The sequence below is a fragment of the Streptococcus mitis genome (genome assembly GCF_946190285.1).
Classification (GTDB): domain Bacteria; phylum Bacillota; class Bacilli; order Lactobacillales; family Streptococcaceae; genus Streptococcus; species Streptococcus mitis_CP.
Genome location: NZ_CAMHZX010000005.1, coordinates 63,567 through 82,325 on the forward strand (window position 1 = coordinate 63,567; position 18,759 = coordinate 82,325).

Annotated in this window: 17 protein-coding genes; 15 read left to right on the plus strand and 2 right to left on the minus strand. The window is 42.5% G+C overall.

Annotated elements, in window-relative coordinates:
- Nucleotides 1-302: 302 nt before the first annotated feature.
- Complete coding sequence (locus tag N8L39_RS07275; RefSeq protein WP_125410090.1) at nt 303-1,019, minus strand: GntR family transcriptional regulator; 717 nt, start codon at nt 1,017-1,019, stop codon at nt 303-305.
- 318 nt (nt 1,020-1,337) lie between these two features.
- Here N8L39_RS07275 and N8L39_RS07280 point away from each other — a divergent pair, with 318 nt between their 5' ends.
- The 13 genes from N8L39_RS07280 to N8L39_RS07340 all read left to right on the plus strand — a co-directional run bounded on the left by N8L39_RS07280 (nt 1,338) and on the right by N8L39_RS07340 (nt 14,478).
- Nucleotides 1,338-3,125 (plus strand): glycoside hydrolase family 35 protein, encoded by a 1,788-nt coding sequence (locus tag N8L39_RS07280; RefSeq protein ID WP_261010549.1) that lies wholly within the window; start codon nt 1,338-1,340, stop codon nt 3,123-3,125.
- Nucleotides 3,122-3,598, plus strand: a complete 477-nt coding sequence (locus N8L39_RS07285; protein ID WP_000156970.1) for a PTS sugar transporter subunit IIB — start codon at nt 3,122-3,124, stop codon at nt 3,596-3,598. The genes N8L39_RS07280 and N8L39_RS07285 overlap by 4 nt, the downstream gene beginning before the upstream one ends.
- 26 nt (nt 3,599-3,624) lie before the next feature.
- Nucleotides 3,625-4,530 (plus strand): PTS mannose/fructose/sorbose/N-acetylgalactosamine transporter subunit IIC, encoded by a 906-nt coding sequence (locus tag N8L39_RS07290; RefSeq protein ID WP_261010550.1) that lies wholly within the window; start codon nt 3,625-3,627, stop codon nt 4,528-4,530.
- Nucleotides 4,517-5,341 carry a PTS system mannose/fructose/sorbose family transporter subunit IID gene (locus N8L39_RS07295; protein ID WP_125455962.1) on the plus strand — a complete coding sequence of 275 codons (825 nt, stop codon included), beginning with the start codon at nt 4,517-4,519 and terminating at the stop codon, nt 5,339-5,341. Before N8L39_RS07290 ends, N8L39_RS07295 begins: the two co-directional genes overlap by 14 nt.
- Before the next feature lie 5 nt (nt 5,342-5,346).
- Nucleotides 5,347-5,751 (plus strand): PTS sugar transporter subunit IIA, encoded by a 405-nt coding sequence (locus N8L39_RS07300; RefSeq protein WP_080710435.1) that lies wholly within the window; start codon nt 5,347-5,349, stop codon nt 5,749-5,751.
- A gap of 296 nt (nt 5,752-6,047) precedes the next feature.
- On the plus strand, nt 6,048-7,214 hold the full coding sequence (locus tag N8L39_RS07305) for an SIS domain-containing protein (RefSeq protein ID WP_261010551.1): 1,167 nt from the start codon (nt 6,048-6,050) through the stop codon (nt 7,212-7,214).
- A gap of 115 nt (nt 7,215-7,329) precedes the next feature.
- The gene (locus tag N8L39_RS07310; RefSeq protein WP_261010552.1) at nt 7,330-8,367 is read left to right on the plus strand and encodes an aldose epimerase family protein; all 1,038 of its coding nucleotides are present in this window, start codon (nt 7,330-7,332) and stop codon (nt 8,365-8,367) included.
- 135 nt (nt 8,368-8,502) lie between these two features.
- A complete protein-coding gene (locus tag N8L39_RS07315) occupies nt 8,503-9,699 on the plus strand; it encodes a CAP domain-containing protein (protein WP_049546421.1) in 1,197 nt (398 codons plus the stop codon).
- 194 nt (nt 9,700-9,893) lie between these two features.
- Nucleotides 9,894-10,751 carry a VOC family protein gene (locus tag N8L39_RS07320; protein WP_261010553.1) on the plus strand — a complete coding sequence of 286 codons (858 nt, stop codon included), beginning with the start codon at nt 9,894-9,896 and terminating at the stop codon, nt 10,749-10,751.
- Between the two features lie 95 nt (nt 10,752-10,846).
- Nucleotides 10,847-11,404 (plus strand): sugar O-acetyltransferase, encoded by a 558-nt coding sequence (locus N8L39_RS07325; protein ID WP_261010554.1) that lies wholly within the window; start codon nt 10,847-10,849, stop codon nt 11,402-11,404.
- Nucleotides 11,405-11,621: 217 nt separating this feature from the next.
- Nucleotides 11,622-12,386, plus strand: coding sequence for a nucleoside phosphorylase (locus N8L39_RS07330; protein ID WP_261010555.1), 765 nt, complete (start codon nt 11,622-11,624; stop codon nt 12,384-12,386).
- A 33-nt stretch (nt 12,387-12,419) separates the two neighbouring features.
- The gene (locus N8L39_RS07335; protein WP_261010556.1) at nt 12,420-13,799 is read left to right on the plus strand and encodes a TrkH family potassium uptake protein; all 1,380 of its coding nucleotides are present in this window, start codon (nt 12,420-12,422) and stop codon (nt 13,797-13,799) included.
- 13 nt (nt 13,800-13,812) lie between these two features.
- Nucleotides 13,813-14,478 carry a potassium channel family protein gene (locus tag N8L39_RS07340; RefSeq protein WP_084923581.1) on the plus strand — a complete coding sequence of 222 codons (666 nt, stop codon included), beginning with the start codon at nt 13,813-13,815 and terminating at the stop codon, nt 14,476-14,478.
- A gap of 112 nt (nt 14,479-14,590) precedes the next feature.
- Here the strand turns inward: N8L39_RS07340 and N8L39_RS07345 are convergent, their stop codons facing one another.
- Nucleotides 14,591-14,815: a hypothetical protein gene (locus tag N8L39_RS07345; RefSeq protein ID WP_261039345.1), complete on the minus strand. Its 225-nt coding sequence runs from the start codon at nt 14,813-14,815 to the stop codon at nt 14,591-14,593.
- Nucleotides 14,816-14,854: 39 nt separating this feature from the next.
- On the opposite strand from N8L39_RS07345, the gene N8L39_RS07350 reads away from it, so the two are divergent.
- Entirely contained in the window at nt 14,855-15,871 is a 1,017-nt protein-coding gene (locus N8L39_RS07350; RefSeq protein ID WP_023944044.1) for a glycosyltransferase family 2 protein, read from the plus strand.
- Between the two features lie 115 nt (nt 15,872-15,986).
- Nucleotides 15,987-18,698: an SSURE domain-containing protein gene (locus tag N8L39_RS07355; protein ID WP_261010557.1), complete on the plus strand. Its 2,712-nt coding sequence runs from the start codon at nt 15,987-15,989 to the stop codon at nt 18,696-18,698.
- Nucleotides 18,699-18,759 lie beyond the last annotated feature (61 nt).

The window sequence follows — 18,759 nt, forward strand, 5'->3', positions numbered from 1 at the left end:
CTGATTGTATTTTATATTGATAGCGTTTACATAAAACAACACCCTTATTTTATTTCTTATATTAATAAGAGTCAAGAGGAGATGATAAAAAACTATAATAAGTATAAAAAAATATAAAATTTAAGCTTAAGATTTCAGATTGGTAGGAAAAGAAACATATATATACTTAGTAGAATTTTTTTGGTCCTATTTCTATAAAATATTCCACAAATTATAGAATCTTCCAAAATTAGGTAAGCGCTACCTTTTTGGTATGGTATAATAAGCATAGAAAAAGCCCAAGCAAGGCTTAGGCTTTCTTCTTAGTGATCACGGTCACATGAAATGAATTTGATTTTGTAGTAATCTGCTCGTTTATATGTTTCGCTGTATGCGAGAACTTGACCAGTAGACTCTAGTTTAGTAGTCTTGGTTTGTAAAACGGTTGGGAATTGCTCATCGACCCCGAGGACCGAAGCCGCATGTTCTGGAGTTGGAAATGCTATTTCATTGATTTCTTCAAAATGTTCATCATTCATGTGAATGTGGTAATCCAATTTGAAACGGTTATAGATAGAGCTATAATATTCAAGATTTGGATAATTTGCGTTGATGTATTGTTCTGGAACATAAGATGTATGGTAGATGTACACAACACCACCTGTTTCGCGAACGCGTTCAATCTTGTAGTAGAACTGATCTCCGCGTAGTCCAAGTTTTTCTAAGTAGCTTAGTTTGTTTCCACGCTCAATAGAAAGGACGGTAACTTTATCATCTTTAGTTTCAAAAACTTCTACATCTGAAAACTCTACGAGTTTGTGTTTGCGTGCGCGTGAAACGAATGTACCCTTTCCTTGTTGACGGACAATATAGCCATCCTTGGCAAGGTCGTTTAAGGCGCGGACAACTGTGATAGAACTCACATCATACATTGCAATCAATTCAGCTTCAGTGTAGAATTTATCGCCACTGGCAAATTGACCAGAAATGATTTTGTTCTTTAACTCATCTTTAATATATTGATACTTTGGAATTGCCATATTTTCACCTCGATTTTCATTCTCCGTTAAAGATTCTACCATAAAACTGGAAAGAATAGTAGTCTTTTGAATAAAAAATTTAGAATAATAGCTCATAAAGTTAGTTTATATAGAAATTAATAGAAAACCACACATTTTTATACATGCTATTTTGATGACTCTAATTACCTAAATTACAAGATTTTCATAAGTTTTTTGTGTAAAAGTTAGTGAAAAATGAAAAATATGTGAAAACCTATTGACAAATGCAAGATATTGAGATATATTTACTATATCAACAAATGAAAGCGTAAACTTTAGTTGTCAGAAGGTAAGAATATGACACGATTTGAGATACGGGATGATTTTTATCTCGATGGAAAATCATTTAAGATTTTATCTGGCGCCATTCATTATTTTAGGGTTCCTCCAGAAGATTGGTATCATTCGCTCTATAACTTGAAGGCTCTTGGTTTTAATACAGTAGAGACTTATGTGGCCTGGAATTTACACGAGCCTCGTGAGGGTGAGTTTCACTTTGAAGGAGCTCTGGATTTGGAGCGATTTCTTCAGACAGCACAAGATTTGGGTCTCTACGCTATCGTTCGTCCGTCACCCTTCATCTGTGCGGAGTGGGAATTCGGTGGCTTACCAGCTTGGCTTTTAACCAAAGATATGAGGCTTCGTTCCTCAGATCCTGCCTATATTGAAGCTGTTGGTCGCTACTATGACCAGCTCTTGTCACGATTGGTTCCACATTTGTTGGACAATGGTGGCAATATCCTCATGATGCAGGTTGAAAATGAGTATGGTTCTTATGGAGAAGATAAGGCTTATCTGAGAGCAATTCGACAGTTGATGGAAGAGCGTGGCGTAACCTGTCCTCTCTTTACATCAGATGGTCCATGGAGAGCTACTCTGAAAGCTGGAACCTTAATCGAAGATGACCTCTTTGTAACAGGAAACTTTGGTTCTAAGGCACCTTATAACTTTTCACAGATGCAGGAATTCTTTGATGAGCATGGCAAGAAATGGCCGCTCATGTGTATGGAGTTCTGGGACGGCTGGTTCAATCGTTGGAAAGAACCGATTATCACACGGGATCCAAAAGAGTTGGCAGATGCAGTTCGAGAAGTTTTGGAACAAGGCTCTATCAATCTTTACATGTTCCACGGTGGTACAAACTTTGGCTTCATGAATGGTTGCTCAGCTCGAGGGACTTTGGACCTGCCACAAGTTACATCTTATGATTACGATGCCCTTCTAGATGAGGAAGGAAATCCAACTGCCAAATATCTGGCAGTCAAGAAGATGATGGCGACACATTTTCCAGAGTATCCGCAGTTGGAACCACTCTACAAAGAGAGTATGGAGTTGGATGCTATTCCACTAGTTGAAAAAGTTTCCTTGTTTGAAACCTTAGATAGCTTATCTAGTCCAGTAGAAAGCCTCTATCCTAAAAAGATGGAGGAGTTGGGACAAAGCTATGGCTATCTACTCTATCGAACAGAAACAAACTGGGATGCAGAAGAAGAAAGACTTCGTATCATTGATGGTCGAGATAGGGCTCAGCTTTATGTCGATGGTCAGTGGGTCGAAACCCAATATCAGACAGAGATTGGGGAAGATATTTTTTATCAAGGTAAAAAGAAAGCGCTATCTAGATTGGATATCTTGGTAGAAAATATGGGGCGTGTCAACTATGGACACAAGTTCTTAGCGGATACGCAACGTAAGGGAATTCGGACAGGGGTTTGTAAGGATTTGCACTTCTTACTAAACTGGAAACACTATCCACTCCCACTAGATAATCCTGAGAAAATTGATTTTTCAAAAGGATGGACAGAAGGACAACCAGCCTTTTACGCTTATGACTTTACAGTCCAAGAGCCAAAAGATACTTACCTAGACTTGTCTGAGTTTGGTAAGGGAGTTGCCTTTGTCAATGGGCAGAATCTAGGACGTTTTTGGAACGTCGGCCCGACCCTCTCGCTTTATATTCCTCATAGCTACCTCAAGGAAGGTGCAAACCGCATCATTATCTTTGAGACAGAGGGTGAATATAAAGAAGAGATTCATTTAACTCGTAAACCTACACTAAAACATATAAAGGGGGAAAACTTATGACAATTGTAGGATGCCGTATCGATGGACGTTTGATCCACGGACAAGTAGCCAATCTTTGGGCTGGAAAACTAAATGTTTCACGTATTATGGTTGTAGATGACGAAGTGGTCAACAACGACGTTGAAAAGAGTGGTTTGAAACTTGCGACACCACCAGGTGTGAAATTGAGTATTTTGCCAATTGAAAAAGCGGCAGCCAATATTCTTGCTGGAAAATACGATAGCCAACGTCTCTTTATCGTGGCTCGTAAGCCAGACCGCTTCCTTGGTTTGGTCGAAGCAGGTGTACCACTTGAAACTCTCAATGTTGGGAATATGTCTCAAACACCAGAAACTCGTGCCATTACACGTTCTATTAACGTGGTAGACAAGGATGTGGAAGACTTCCACAAATTGGCAGAAAAAGGTGTTAAACTTACTGCTCAAATGGTTCCAAATGATCCAATTTCAGACTTTTTGAGCTTATTAAAATAGGAAAAAATTTTTAGGAGGTCATTGTTATGATACAATGGTGGCAAATTTTACTTCTCACTTTGTACTCAGCTTATCAAATCTGTGATGAGTTGACGATCGTTTCATCTGCAGGTTCCCCTGTATTTGCTGGTTTCATTACCGGTTTGATTATGGGAGATTTGACTACTGGTCTACTTATCGGTGGTAACTTGCAATTATTCGTTCTTGGGGTTGGTACCTTCGGTGGTGCTTCTCGTATCGACGCAACTTCTGGTGCGGTTCTTGCGACAGCTTTCTCTGTTTCACAAGGTATCGATACCGCACTTGCGATTACAACAATCGCTGTGCCAGTAGCAGCTCTCTTGACTTACTTCGACGTTCTTGGACGTATGACAACTACTTTCTTCGCTCACCGTGTGGATGCTGCAATCGAACGCTTTGACTATAAAGGTATTGAACGTAACTACCTACTTGGTGCGATTCCTTGGGCTCTATCTCGTGCCCTTCCAGTCTTCTTTGCCCTTGCCTTTGGTGGTGAATTTGTACAACACGTAGTAGATTTCGTTACAAAATACCAATGGGTTGCAGATGGTTTGACACTCGCAGGACGTATGCTTCCAGGTCTTGGATTTGCAATCTTGCTTCGTTACCTTCCAGTTAAACGTAACCTTCACTACCTTGCTATGGGATTTGGTTTGACAGCTATGTTGACTGTTCTTTACTCATATGTAACAGGTCTTGGTGGCGCTGTTGCTGGCATCGTAGGTACTCTACCGAAAGATGTTGCTGAAAAAATTGGTTTCGTGAACAACTTCAAAGGTTTGTCTATGATTGGTATCTCTATCGTAGGTATCTTCCTTGCAGTGCTTCACTTCAAAAATAGCCAAAAAGTAGCTGTGGCAGCACCTTCTACACCATCAGAAAGTGGGGAAATCGAAGATGACGAATTCTAATTACAAACTTACAAAAGAAGATTTTAATCAAATCAACAAACGTAGCTTGTTTACTTTCCAATTAGGTTGGAACTACGAACGTATGCAAGCTTCTGGTTACCTTTACATGATCTTGCCTCAATTGCGTAAAATGTATGGGGATGGCACTCCTGAGTTGAAAGAAATGATGAAAGTTCATACTCAATTCTTCAATACTTCACCATTCTTCCACACTATTATCGCTGGTTTTGACCTTGCAATGGAAGAAAAAGATGGTGTAGGTTCAAAAGATGCCGTTAACGGTATCAAGACAGGTTTGATGGGACCATTTGCTCCTCTTGGAGATACAATCTTTGGTTCGCTTGTACCTGCTATCATGGGATCTATCGCAGCAACTATGGCTATCGCTGGCCAACCTTGGGGTATCTTCCTTTGGATTGCAGTTGCAGTAGCGTATGACATCTTCCGTTGGAAACAGTTGGAATTTGCCTACAAAGAAGGGGTTAACCTTATCAACAACATGCAAAGTACATTGACAGCTTTGATTGACGCTGCATCTGTACTGGGTGTCTTCATGATGGGTGCTCTTGTAGCCACAATGATCAACTTTGAAATTTCTTACAAGTTGCCAATCGGTGAAAAGATGATTGATTTCCAAGACATCTTGAACCAAATCTTCCCACGTTTGCTTCCAGCAATCTTTACTGCCTTTATCTTCTGGTTGCTTGGTAAGAAAGGTATGACTTCTACTAAAGCTATCGGTATCATTATCGCTCTTGCAGTAGGTCTTTCTGCCCTTGGTCACTTTGCATTTGGAATGGGACCTAAATAAGTTTTATGGTAAAATCATTAATTTTGGTCAGCCATGGTCGCTTCTGTGAGGAGCTTAAAGGCAGTACAGAAATGATTATGGGCCCACAAGATAACATTCATGCAGTGGCTCTTCTTCCAGAAGATGGCCCAGAAGAATTTACTGCAAAATTTGAAGCTGCTATCGAAGGGTTGGATGATTTCCTAGTCTTTGCAGATCTTCTCGGTGGAACACCATGTAACGTGGTAAGCCGTTTGATTATGGAAGGTCGTGATATTGACCTTTATGCAGGAATGAATCTGCCAATGGTGATTGAATTTATCAATGCTAGCCTTACAGGTGCAGATGCGGACTATAAGAACCGTGCTGCAGAAAGCATTGTGAAAGTCAATGACCTGTTAGCGGGATTCGATGATGACGAAGATGAATAATACTCTTCGAAAATCAAATTCAAACTACGTCAACGTCGCCTTGCCGTATATATGTTACTGACTTCGTCAGTTCTATCTACAACCTCAAAACGGTGTTTTGAGCTGACTTCGTCAGTTCTATCTGCAACCTCAAAGTAGTGCTTTGAGCAGCCTGCGGCTAGTTTCCTAGTTTGCTCTTTGATTTTCATTGAGTATACGATGTGACAACGTGAAAATCGTTAGAGCATTTTATATAGAATATACATGGGAATGGGGCTTACTCCCATTCCCATATTTAATAGAAAAAGAGGAATTCAATGCTACATTATACAAAAGAAGACTTGCTCGAATTGGGTGCAGAAATCACTACGCGTGAAATCTACCAACAACCTGATGTATGGAAAGAAGCTTTTGAATCTTATCAAGCACAACGTGAAGAAATTGCAGCCTTTCTACAAGGGATTGCGGATAAACATGACTATATCAAGGTTATTTTGACAGGTGCGGGGACTTCTGCTTATGTGGGAGATACCTTGGTACCATACTTTAAGGAAGCCTATGACGAACGCAAATGGAATTTCAATGCTATTGCGACAACTGATATCGTTGCCAATCCAGAAACTTATTTGAAAAAAGATGTGGCGACTGTCCTTGTATCTTTTGCTCGTAGTGGAAATTCGCCTGAAAGTGTGGCAACTGTTGATTTGGCTAAAGCCTTGGTGGATGAGCTTTATCAAGTGACGATTACTTGTGCAGCGGACGGTAAATTGGCTCTTCAAGCTCACGGCGATGACCGAAATCTCTTGCTCTTGCAACCAGCTGCTTCTAATGACGCTGGATTTGCCATGACTTCTAGCTTTACCTCTATGATGCTAACAGCTCTCTTGGTCTTTGATCCTACAGAATTTGCTGTTAAAGCTGAACGTTTTGAAGTTGTATCTAGTCTTGCCCGTAAAATTCTAGACAATGCAGAAGATGTCAAAGAACTTGTTGACCTAGACTTTAACCGTGTCATCTATCTAGGCGCTGGTCCTTTCTTTGGCCTTGCTCATGAAGCTCAGCTCAAGATTTTGGAATTGACAGCTGGCCAAGTGGCGACCATGTATGAAAGTCCAGTTGGCTTCCGTCACGGTCCAAAATCTCTTATCAACGAAGATACAGTTGTTTTGGTCTTTGGTACTACAACAGACTACACTCGTAAGTACGACTTGGACCTGGTTCGTGAAGTTGCTGGTGATCAGATTGCTCGTCGTGTTGTACTTTTGAGTGATCAAGCCTTTGGTCTTGAAAATGTCAAAGAAGTGGCCCTTGGTTGTGGCGGTGTCTTGAATGATATTTACCGTGTCTTCCCTTACATCGTTTATGCCCAACTCTTTGCCCTATTGACTTCACTCAAGGTAGAAAATAAACCAGATACACCGTCTCCTACAGGTACAGTAAACCGTGTGGTACAAGGTGTTATCATCCACGAATATCAAAAGTAATACTGCGTTTATAGATTCTTGATAAAGGAGTTTGTAAATTATCAGATAAACCATAGATTGTCGGTAGGCTTTCTATGGTTTGTTTGCTTGAGAGAAATAGTAAAAGGAGAAGAGAATGAAAGCATACACAGAGCGTGTATTTGGAAATGTTGAGGGCAAGGATGTCTTGGCCTATCGTTTTGAGACGGACGGTGGCTACCAGCTTGAAGTCATGACTTATGGTGCGACTATCTTGCGCTATGTCACGCCTGACAAGGCTGGAAATTTTGCCAACGTTATCTTGGGGTTTGATGACTTTGCTAGCTATGTAGGCAATAGCCCCAAGCATGGAGCTAGCGTAGGTCCTGTGGCAGGCCGTATTGCAGGTGCGACATTTGAGCTCAATGGCCAGACTTATGACCTTGAAGTCAACAATGCTAGCAACTGTAACCACAGTGGTTCAACAGGTTGGGATTCGAGCTTGTTTGAACTAGTTGAAGTGAGCGACCATGGCTTGACTCTCTACACAGAGCGCACAGATGGGACAGGAGGATTTCCTGGAAATCTCAAGATTTGGATAAGTTACCACTTAGAAGAAACTGGTGCCTACGAAATCAGCTACAAGGTAACGACCGATCAGGATACGCTGGTCAATCCAACCAATCACAGCTACTTCAACTTGTCTGGTGATTTCACGCAGACGATTGACCGCCATGTCTTCCAGCTAAACACAGAGGGCATTTATCCAATCGCTCCCGACGGTGTTCCGGCCAAAACTCCAGATTCCAATCGTGATGTGGTCAAACACATCTACAATGGTGCCTTGTTGAAAGACATCTTTGCAGAGGACGATGAGCAAATCCAGCTGGTATCAGGTTTGGATCATCCATTTGCCCTTCCTGCAGGTCATGACAATGCTGGATTCCTTTATGACCAAAATTCAGGTCGCTTCCTGCTTTTCAAGACAGAGGCTTCTTGTTTTGTAGTCTACACAGCAAACTTTGTGGATGAAAGTGTCATCATAGGAGGTCAGCCAATGGTACAGCACAATGGGATTGCTCTTGAAGCGCAAGCTTTACCAGATGCCATTCACAGTGATTTCAAAGACCAAGTCATTCTCAAAGCAGGTCAAACCTTTACAAGCAAGACACGTTATGAACTTGTTGTGAAATAAAAGGATAGGAATTTCTACTTTTTGGGGAATAGTATTTACCTTATAACATTAGTAGAAATGGGCAAAGAATAGGAAAATATGATATAATTTAATATTGAAAATACCTGTCCTATCTAAAGGATAAAAGGAGAAAAAATGAAGAAAATTGTATTTGCTAGCGCCTTGGCTTTGACTTTAGCTGGAGCAGTTTTGACAAATGATGTTTTTGCCAATGACAGACTTGTGGCAACACAATCTGCAGATGGTAGAAATGAAAATGTCTTGAGCTCAGAAGTGCTTAACCCTGCTAGTGGCAATGTTTTGGTTGGATTAAAGGGAGAATTTTTGACTCCAGACCAACAAGCTATCTTAGATGCCATCAATGCTATCCGTAAAGAGGCAGCTGACGAAGGTTTGGTAGATAAGTATGTCCCTATCAAATGGTCGACTGACCTAGAAAAGGCAGCTTTTGCCAGAGCTGCAGAAGCTTCTGTAACCATGGACCATACTCGTCTTTCTGGTAAAGAAATCTGGAGCGCCTTCCCATCAGGAAACAGTGTACTAGGAGAAAACTTGGGTTGGAACCATGATGGTTTTCTAAAAGCTCTTGAACAATGGCGTGCTGAAAAAGCAGACTACGTGAAGAAAAAATCAGGTGGTTCAGCAAAAGGTGGCTCTGGTCATTATGAAACTTTGATTAGCCCTAAATTTACACATATGGGGATTGCTGCCTTTAAGAACCCAAATAACCCATATAATGCCGTAACGATTGCTCAGGCTTTTGGTGATGCTGCTACTTCAGAAGAATTGGTAGGAAGTTACGGTCCGGCTATCCAGTATGCAGAAGTGACTTCATCTAACTTGTCAACAGTTAAAAATAAAGCAGTCGTAGTTGAAAAAGCGCTGAAAGAATTTAGAACTTCTAGTTCAGACCAATCTGGTTGGGTGAAAACAGATGGAAAATGGTATTTCTATGAGTCTGGTGATCTGAAGACAGGCTGGGTGAAAACGGGTGGTAAATGGTACTACTTGGATGACCTAGGTGTCATGCAGACAGGATTTGTAAAAGTAGATGGTAGCTGGTATTACTTGAGTAGCTCAGGTGCTATGTTTACAGGCTGGGGTACAGACGGAAATCGATGGTTCTACTTTGATGGCTCAGGAGCTATGAAGACAGGTTGGCTCAAAGAAAATGGAGTTTGGTACTACCTTGATGCGTCTGGTATCATGAAGACAGGTTGGTTTAAAGTTGGCCAATACTGGTATTATGCATATGGCTCTGGAGCTTTGGCAGTCAGCACAACAACACCAGACGGTTATAAAGTAAATGGAAATGGTGAATGGGTAAACTAGTCTGTAGATAGCAAATTATAGGTAAAGTATTCATCTTACTTAGGAAAAGAATGAACAATAAGAAAGAGGTTGATGGCGAACATTGACCTCTTTTTGTTAGAATAGAGGCCTCAAGTTGTCTGGCTTGACTTTCTTGATGGGAATTATATAATAGATGTAATAAAAATAATTACAACTGAGAAAGAGGACCATTTATGACCTATGAATACAAGAGCCACATTTATTTAGCAGAGGCAGTTTTGAATGTAAAGGATTTGGCAAGTCAAACAGCCTTTTATCAGCAAATTATTGGTTTAGAAATCTTATCTCAAACTGAGACAGAGGTCGTTCTGGGACTTGGAGGAAAATCCTTGGTACACTTGGTTCAAGCACAAGAGAGCAGTGAAGTAAGGGAACATTATGGTCTTTACCACCTGACTATTCTCTTGCCGACACGCAAGGCTTTGGCAGATGTCTTAAAACACCTGACAGATTTACAGATTCCTCTTGTCGGCGGAGCAGACCATGGTTACAGTGAGGCCCTTTACTTGGAGGATTTGGAGGGAAATGGCATTGAACTCTATCGAGATAAGCCGGTTTCCACATGGGATATTCGAGAAGATGGACGCATTATCGGAGTGACGGAGGCTCTTGCGGCGCAGGACATTTATGAGCTGGGGGAAAGAGTAGAGCCCTTTATCCTGGCAGAAGGTACGAGAATGGGGCATATTCATCTTTCCGTCAAGGATAGTCGAAAGTCCAGCCAGTTTTATCAAAAGGTGTTAGGGTTAGAGGATAAATTCAGTGTGCCTAGCGCTAGTTGGATTGCTGCTGGAGATTACCATCATCATTTGGCAGTCAACGAATGGGGAGGAAAAGATCTGGCTTCGCGTAAGCAAGGCTTGCCAGGCTTAGTCTTTTATGTCATTGAAGTCGCTCGTAAAGAAGAACTGTTAACGATTGCCCAGAGAGCACAAGAAGTTGATGCACCAATCAAGTGGCTGACATCTAGCCAGTTGGAAATCACAGACCCAGATGGAATCGTGACTCGTATTCGCTTAGACAGGATATGATGACAATTAGAGCATCAATTGTGGAAAGTGCTCCTTATTCTAGTCAGATACGTGGAAAATTTGATATGATAGTAGGGAATAAGGAGAAGAATACAATGACTAGTGAATACCAGAAAATGATAGCAGGCGAGTTTTATCGTCCATCGGACCCAGAACTGAGAGCCTTAGCTCAGGCTTCTCGCCAAAAACAATCTGCCTTTAACAAGGAAGAAGATCCCTTGAAGGGAGCCGAAATCATCAAGGCTTGGTTTGGGTCAACCGGACAAAATCTTTATGTTAATCCACGTCTGGTGGTCGATTATGGGGTCAATATCCATCTAGGGGAAAATTTTTATTCTAATTGGAACTTGACCATGCTGGATGTTTGTCCGATTCGCATCGGGGACAATGCTATGATTGGTCCCAACTGTCAGTTCTTGACTCCCCTCCATCCATTGGACCCGCAGGAACGCAATTCAGGTGTGGAATACGGCAAGCCCATCACTATCGGAGATAATTTCTGGGCTGGAGGAGGTGTCATTGTCCTTCCTGGAGTAACACTGGGCAATAATGTTGTTGCTGGAGCAGGGGCTGTAATCACTAAGTCCTTTGGCGACAACGTTGTCCTAGCTGGTAATCCTGCGCGCGTGATTAAGGAGATACCTGTTAAATAGAAGTAAAAAGGAACAGCAGAGGTTGTTTCTTTTTTGTAGGTTTCATCATTTTTTATCCAGTCTACATTTACCTATTCTATCTCTTAGAAAGTCTGCTTCATTGATCAATTTAAAAGCATCTCGTAAGTGAGATACTTTTTCTCCTCAATTTATCAGCCTCCTCCTTGACACTCGGTCAGCTTTTGATACAATAGTACAAAATTAGAGGAGGTGGGTCATGATTCAGAAACATGCGATTCCTATTTTAGAGTTCGATGATAATCCTCAGGCGGTCATCATGCCCAATCACGAGGGGCTGGACTTGCACTTGCCAAAGAAGTGTGTCTATGCTTTTTTAGGTGAGGAGATTGACCGCTATGCGAGGGAAGTAGGGGCGGACTGTGTCGGCGAATTCGTTTCTGCTACCAAGTCCTATCCGGTCTATGTCGTGAGCTACAAGGGCGAGGAGGTCTGCCTGGCTCAGGCTCCTGTCGGTTCAGCTCCAGCAGCCCAGTTTATGGATTGGTTGATTGGCTATGGTGTGGAGCAGATTATTTCCACCGGAACCTGTGGTGTGCTGGCTGATATAGAAGAAAATGCCTTTCTAGTCCCTGTTCGGGCTCTGCGAGATGAAGGAGTTAGTTATCACTATGTGGTAGCTTCTCGTTATATGGAAATTCAGCCAGAGGCTATTGCTGCTATTGAGCGAGTGTTGGAAGCCAGAGGGATTCCCTATGAAGAAGTCATGACCTGGACGACAGACGGTTTTTACCGAGAAACGGCTGAAAAGGTGGCTTATCGCAAGGAAGAAGGCTGTACTGTTGTGGAGATGGAGTGTTCTGCGCTTGCGGCAGTAGCTCAATTGCGTGGGGTTCTCTGGGGAGAATTGTTGTTCACAGCTGATTCCTTAGCAGACTTGGACCAGTACGATAGTCGTGACTGGGGTTCAGAAGCTTTCGAGAAGGCCTTGGAACTCTGCCTTGAGATAACTTCTCAGATATAGCTACTCTCCTTCTTTTTATGGTACAATGGATGTATGTTATTCAAATTATTTGTTAAAAAAATTGAAAGGACCTTGGGTGGACTTTCACCAGCTCGTCGTATCTTTTTAAGTTTCGCTGGAGTTATTTTTATAGGTTCTCTCCTTTTGAGTTTGCCTTTTGTTCAGGCGAGTGGCTCGCAGGCTACTTATTTTGACCATCTTTTTACGACGGTGTCTATGGTCTGTGTAACCGGCCTTTTTACGCAACCAGTGGCTACTACCTATAATGTCTGGGGTCAGTTGATTTGTATGCTTTTGATACAGATTGGTGGCTTAGGTCTCATGACTTTTATCGGGGTCTTTTATATTCAGGGGAAGCAAAAGCTTAGTCTTCGCAGTCGTGAAACCATTCAGGAGAGCTTCAGTTACGGGGAGACTCGGTCGCTGAAGGCATTTATGCGATCTATCTTTTTGACAACTTTTCTGGTGGAGGGCTTGGGTGCTTTTCTACTAAGTTTTCGTTTTATTCCTGAGTTTGGCTGGGGACGAGGCATTTTCACCTCTATCTTTTTAGCCATTTCAGCCTTTTGTAATGCTGGTTTTGATAATTTCGGCAGTAGCAGTTTAGTGGCTTTTCAGACGGATCCCTTGATCAATCTGGTCATTGTTGGCTTGATTATCACAGGTGGTCTTGGCTTTATGGTTTGGTTTGACTTGGCAACCCAGTTTGACAAGAAGAAAAAACGCCGTCTGCGGTTCCACACCAAACTAGTCCTCTTCTTGACTGCAGGGATCTTGCTGTTTGGGACAGTATCCACACTCTTTACGGAGTGGCACAATCCTGGAACCATTGGCAATCTTAGTGTCCCAGAGAAAGTGCTGGTTAGTTTTTTCCAAACCGTCAGCATGAGAACAGCTGGTTTTGCTTCTATTGATTACACCCAAGCTCGGCCTGTGACCTTGTTTATCTATATCCTACAGATGTTTCTGGGTGGGGCGCCTGGAGGGACGGCTGGGGGGCTCAAGATTACGACCTTCTTTGTTTTGTTGGTTTTTGCGCGTAGTGAATTGCTGGGCTTGCCTCATGCCAATGTTGCGCAGAGAACCATTGAGGCTCGAACAGTCCAAAAATCCTTTAGTGTCTTCATTATTTTTTTGATGACCTTCTTGTTAGGCTTGATGTTGTTGGGAATTACAGCAGAAGGAACACCGCGATTTATCTACCTCATGTTTGAGACCATTTCAGCTCTTGCGACAGTTGGGGTAACGGCAAATCTGACGCCAGAATTGGGTAAGCTAGCTCTTAGCATTGTCATGGTGCTCATGTTTATTGGCCGTATCGGTCCCTTGACCTTGCTGGTTAGTCTAGCGGATTACCAGCCTGATAAGAAAGATTTGATTCAGTATATGAAAGCAGATATTAGTATTGGATAAGAAAGGAAGAATGATGTCAGATCGTACGATTGGAATTTTAGGTTTGGGGATTTTCGGGAGTAGTGTCCTGACGGCCCTAGCCAAACAAGATATGAATATCATTGCTATTGACGACCACGCAGAGCGCATCAATCAATTTGAGCCAGTTTTGGCGCGTGGAGTTGTTGGCGATATTACAGACGAGGAACTCCTCAGAACTGCAGGAATTGATACCTGTGATACGGTTGTAGTAGCGACAGGAGAAAATCTAGAGTCGAGTGTGCTTGCAGTTATGCATTGTAAGAGTCTAGGGGTACCAAGGGTTATTGTCAAGGTCAAAAGCCAGACAGCTAAGAAGGTGCTAGAAAAAATCGGTGCCGACTCGGTGATTTCACCTGAGTATGAAATGGGGCAGTCCCTAGCGCAGACCATTCTCTTTCATAACAATGTCGATGTTTTTCAGCTGGATAAAAATGTGTCTATCGTGGAGATGAAGATTCCGAGTGTTTGGGCAGGTCAAAGTCTGAGCCAGCTGGATCTACGTGGCAAATACAACCTCAATGTCCTAGGATTCCGTGAACAAGAAAATTCACCACTGGATGTCCAGTTTGGTCCTAATGACCTCTTGAAAGCAGATGCCTATATCTTGGCGGTCATTAACAATCAGTATCTAGATGACTTGGCAGAATTAAATTCGTAAGGAGGGGGATCCCCTCTTTTTTGATGTCCAAAATAGCAAATAGAGAGACCTGTATTCCAATTGAGACTAGAAGCCCCTTGTATTCTAGTAAAAGTCCTTCAAAAGCTGGACTTTATGGTAGAATAGAAAGAAGTAACAAGAGAGAGTAATACTCTTCGAAAATCTCTTCAAACCACGTCAACGTCGCCTTGCTGTAGGTATGGTTACTGACTTCGTCAGTTCTATCCACAACCTCAAAACAGTGTTTTGAGCTGACTTCGTCAGTCTTATCTGCAACCTCACAACAGTGCTTTGAGCAACCTGCGGCTAGTTTCCTAGTTTGCTCTTTGATTTTCATTGAGTATAAGAAAAAATCAGTCCCCTAAAGGAGTAGATTATGAAGTTATTGTCTATCGCCATCCCTAGCTATAATGCCGCTGCCTATCTTCATTACTGTGTGGAGTCGCTAGTGATTGGTGGTGAGCAAGTTGAGATTTTGATTATCAATGATGGGTCTCAGGATCAGACTCAGGAAATCGCTGAGCGTTTAGCCAGCAAGTATCCTAACATCGTTAGAGCCATCTATCAGGAAAATAAAGGCCATGGGGGTGCCGTCAATCGCGGCTTAGCGGAGGCTTCTGGTCGTTATTTTAAAGTAGTTGATAGTGATGACTGGGTGGATCCTCGTGCCTATTTAAAAATTCTTGAAACCTTGCAGGAACTAGAGAGTGAGGGGCAAGAGGTTGACGCCTTTGTGACCAATTTTGTCTATGAAAAGGAAGGTCAGTCTCGTAAGAAGAGTATGAGTTACGAGTCAGTCTTGCCTGTCCAACAGATTTTTGGCTGGGACCAGGTCGGAAATTTCTCAAAAGGCCAGTATATCATGATGCACTCGCTGATTTACCGGACAGATTTGTTGCGAGCGAGCCAGTTCCAATTGCCTGAGCATACCTTTTATGTTGATAATCTCTTTGTCTTTACCCCCCTTCAGCAGGTCAAGACCATGTACTATCTGCCTGTCGATTTCTATCGTTATTTGATTGGGCGTGAGGACCAGTCTGTCAATGAGCAAGTGATGATTAAGCGCATTGACCAGCAACTCAAGGTCAATCGTCTTTTAGTAGACCAGCTTGATTTATCTAAAGTAAGCCACCCCAAAATGCGAGAATATCTGCTGAATCATATTGAAATCACGACGGTGATTTCCAGTGCCTTGCTCAACCGAGCAGGCACAGCAGAGCATCTTGCCAAAAAACGGGAGCTGTGGACCTATATTCAGCAGGAAAATCCAGAGGTCTTTCAGGCCATTCGCAAGACCATGCTCAGCCGTTTGACCAAACATTCGGTCTTGCCAGCTCGCAAACTTTCCAATGTTGTCTATCAAATCACCAAGTCTGTTTATGGATTTAATTAATATAAGTATTTTATAAGAGGGATTTAAGAAAAATTTTAACTTTTTCTTAATCCTTTTTAATTTTAGGAGATTATACTAGAGTCATCAAATAAAGAAAAACTCTAAGGAGAATCCTATGAAATTCAATCCAAATCAAAGATATATTCGTTGGTCTATTCGCCGTCTTAGTGTCGGTGTTGCCTCAGTTGTTGTGGCCAGTGGCTTTTTTGTCCTAGTTGGTCAGCCAAGTTCTGTACGTGCCGATGTGGTCAATCCAACCCCTGCCCAAGTCGTGCCAGATGCTACTTCGGTGAGTGAAAAGAGTGACTTACCAGTAGAACTTCTCAAAGAAGCAGTCGATACCGCTCTTCCATCAGAGCAGGTAGACTCAACACCTAAAGCAAGCTTGGATGCTACAAGCTCTCCAGAAAAAGTGAATGTAGCTGATAAAGACCAAGTGGTAGCGCCAAAAGAAGAAGTGCAAGCAAAACCAGAATCTAAGAAAGAAACAGAAGATGCGCTTAAACCTGCGACAAATCCTGCGCCTACAGTTTCTGGACAAGACCGTGAAGCAAATGAAGCGCAACTAGCAACCACCCCAGCTGAAGTGCAAAAGGGCGTGGCCGATAATACTAAAGACACAGTAGATGTCCCAGCTACTTACTTGGATAAAGCCAATTTCCCAGGCCCATTCACAGCCGGTGTTAACCAAGTTATTCCTTACGAATTCTTCGCCGGTGACGGTATGTTGACTCGTCTTATCTTGAAGGATTCAGACAAGGCCCCATGGTCAGATAACGGTTCAGCCAAAAATCCGGCTCTCCCACCAGTAGAAAACTTAGGTAAAGGTCTCTATTTCTACGAAGTGGATTTGGCAGGAACTCAAGGTAAATCAGATAAAGATTTGTTAGACTTATTGAAACAAAACGGCACTCAAAGCTATAAAGCTACTATCAAGGTATACGGTGCCAAAGACGGTAAGGCCGATTTGAGCAACCTCGTAGCGACTAAGGATTTGGATGTCAACTTGAATGGCTTAACCACTCCAGCTGAAGTTCAAAAAGGTGTGGCAGACAATACCAAAGACACAGTAGATGTTCCAGCTACTTACTTGGACAAGGCTAACTTCCCAGGCCCATTCACAGCTGGTGTCAACCAAGTCATTCCATATGAATTCTTCGCTGGTGACGGTATGTTAACCCGCCTTATCTTGAAAGCCTCAGACAAGGCTCCATGGTCAGACAATGGTTCGGCTAAAAATCCTGCTCTTCCACCAGTAGAAAAATTGGGCAAAGGCCTCTACTTCTATGAAGTAGATTTGGCAGGAACTCAAGGTAAATCTGACAAAGACCTTCTTGACCTCTTGAAACAAAACGGCACTCAAAGCTACAAAGCTACTATCAAAGTGTACGGCGCAAAAGATGGCAAAGCCGATTTGACAAATCTCGTAGCGACTAAGGATTTGGATGTCAACTTGAACGGCCTAACTACTCCAGCTGAAGTGCAAAAAGGTGTAGCCGACAATACCAAAGACACAGTAGATGTTCCGGCTAGCTACCTTGATAAAGCCAACTTCCCTGGCCCATTCACAGCCGGTGTCAACCAAGTCATCCCATATGAATTCTTCGCCGGTGACGGCATGTTGACTCGCCTTATTTTGAAGGCCTCAGACAAGGCTCCATGGTCAGACAACGGTTCAGCTAAAAATCCCGCTCTTCCACCAGTAGAAAAATTGGGCAAAGGCCTTTACTTCTATGAAGTGGACTTGGCAGGAACTCAAGGAAAATCAGATAAAGAGCTTCTTGACCTTTTGAAACAAAACGGCACTCAAAGTTATAAAGCTACTATTAAAGTGTACGGCGCAAAAGATGGCAAAGCCGATTTGACAAATCTCGTAGCGACTAAGGATTTGGATGTCAACTTGAACGGCCTAACTACTCCAGCTGAAGTGCAAAAAGGTGTAGCCGACAATACCAAAGACACAGTAGATGTTCCGGCTAGCTACCTTGATAAAGCCAACTTCCCTGGCCCATTCACAGCCGGTGTCAACCAAGTCATCCCATATGAATTCTTCGCCGGTGACGGCATGTTGACTCGCCTTATTTTGAAGGCCTCAGACAAGGCTCCATGGTCAGACAACGGTTCAGCTAAAAATCCCGCTCTTCCACCAGTAGAAAAATTGGGCAAAGGCCTTTACTTCTATGAAGTGGACTTGGCAGGTACTCAAGGCAAATCAGACAAAGATTTGTTAGACTTGTTGAAACAAAATGGCACTCAAAGTTACAAGGCAACTATCAAAGTGTACGGTGCGAAAGATGGTAAGGCTGATTTGAGCAATCTCGTAGCGACTAAGGATTTGACAGTAAACTTGAATGGACATCAGTCTCTTACTCCGATGCAATCAGGCTTCGTCCCATCTTCTAATGGTTCAGCTATGCCGGCTCCAATGATGAATAGTCACCAAGATGCGTCTAAGATGAACGCTCAAATGCCAAGTGTCAATCAAGATGAGATGAAATCTCAAATGCCAGCTACTAGCCAGGATAAGATGATGCCTAACAAAGAGCAGGATAAAACCATGGATGCTAGCCAGCCAATGGCAGCACCAAGCATGAAACAAGACCAAGCTCCAGCAGCCCCAAGCAAAATGTCTGATGAAGGCAAGATGGTAGCTAATAACAAGGCGTCAAATCCAATGATGGCTGATAAAATGAAAGACCAAAAAGACATGCTTCCATATACTGGTGAAGCTCAAACATCAATGGCTACTATTGGATTCTTTGGACTCGCCTTGGCTGGACTTCTAGGTGGACTCGGTTTGAAAGCTAAAAAAGAGGAAAATGACTAGTCTAGTTACAGACTTTCTATCTAGGATTTGAAAAATCCAGATATCGATTAGAATGTTCGTA

What these genes read in the sequence shown, in the direction of transcription:
- N8L39_RS07275 (WP_125410090.1), bottom strand. Translation starts at nt 1,019, where the DNA reads ATGGCAATTCCAAAGTATCAATATATTAAAGATGAGTTAAAGAACAAA.
- N8L39_RS07280 (WP_261010549.1), top strand. Translation starts at nt 1,338, where the DNA reads ATGACACGATTTGAGATACGGGATGATTTTTATCTCGATGGAAAATCA.
- N8L39_RS07285 (WP_000156970.1), top strand. Translation starts at nt 3,122, where the DNA reads ATGACAATTGTAGGATGCCGTATCGATGGACGTTTGATCCACGGACAA.
- N8L39_RS07290 (WP_261010550.1), top strand. Translation starts at nt 3,625, where the DNA reads ATGATACAATGGTGGCAAATTTTACTTCTCACTTTGTACTCAGCTTAT.
- N8L39_RS07295 (WP_125455962.1), top strand. Translation starts at nt 4,517, where the DNA reads ATGACGAATTCTAATTACAAACTTACAAAAGAAGATTTTAATCAAATC.
- N8L39_RS07300 (WP_080710435.1), top strand. Translation starts at nt 5,347, where the DNA reads ATGGTAAAATCATTAATTTTGGTCAGCCATGGTCGCTTCTGTGAGGAG.
- N8L39_RS07305 (WP_261010551.1), top strand. Translation starts at nt 6,048, where the DNA reads ATGCTACATTATACAAAAGAAGACTTGCTCGAATTGGGTGCAGAAATC.
- N8L39_RS07310 (WP_261010552.1), top strand. Translation starts at nt 7,330, where the DNA reads ATGAAAGCATACACAGAGCGTGTATTTGGAAATGTTGAGGGCAAGGAT.
- N8L39_RS07315 (WP_049546421.1), top strand. Translation starts at nt 8,503, where the DNA reads ATGAAGAAAATTGTATTTGCTAGCGCCTTGGCTTTGACTTTAGCTGGA.
- N8L39_RS07320 (WP_261010553.1), top strand. Translation starts at nt 9,894, where the DNA reads ATGACCTATGAATACAAGAGCCACATTTATTTAGCAGAGGCAGTTTTG.
- N8L39_RS07325 (WP_261010554.1), top strand. Translation starts at nt 10,847, where the DNA reads ATGACTAGTGAATACCAGAAAATGATAGCAGGCGAGTTTTATCGTCCA.
- N8L39_RS07330 (WP_261010555.1), top strand. Translation starts at nt 11,622, where the DNA reads ATGATTCAGAAACATGCGATTCCTATTTTAGAGTTCGATGATAATCCT.
- N8L39_RS07335 (WP_261010556.1), top strand. Translation starts at nt 12,420, where the DNA reads ATGTTATTCAAATTATTTGTTAAAAAAATTGAAAGGACCTTGGGTGGA.
- N8L39_RS07340 (WP_084923581.1), top strand. Translation starts at nt 13,813, where the DNA reads ATGTCAGATCGTACGATTGGAATTTTAGGTTTGGGGATTTTCGGGAGT.
- N8L39_RS07345 (WP_261039345.1), bottom strand. Translation starts at nt 14,815, where the DNA reads ATGAAAATCAAAGAGCAAACTAGGAAACTAGCCGCAGGTTGCTCAAAG.
- N8L39_RS07350 (WP_023944044.1), top strand. Translation starts at nt 14,855, where the DNA reads ATGAAGTTATTGTCTATCGCCATCCCTAGCTATAATGCCGCTGCCTAT.
- N8L39_RS07355 (WP_261010557.1), top strand. Translation starts at nt 15,987, where the DNA reads ATGAAATTCAATCCAAATCAAAGATATATTCGTTGGTCTATTCGCCGT.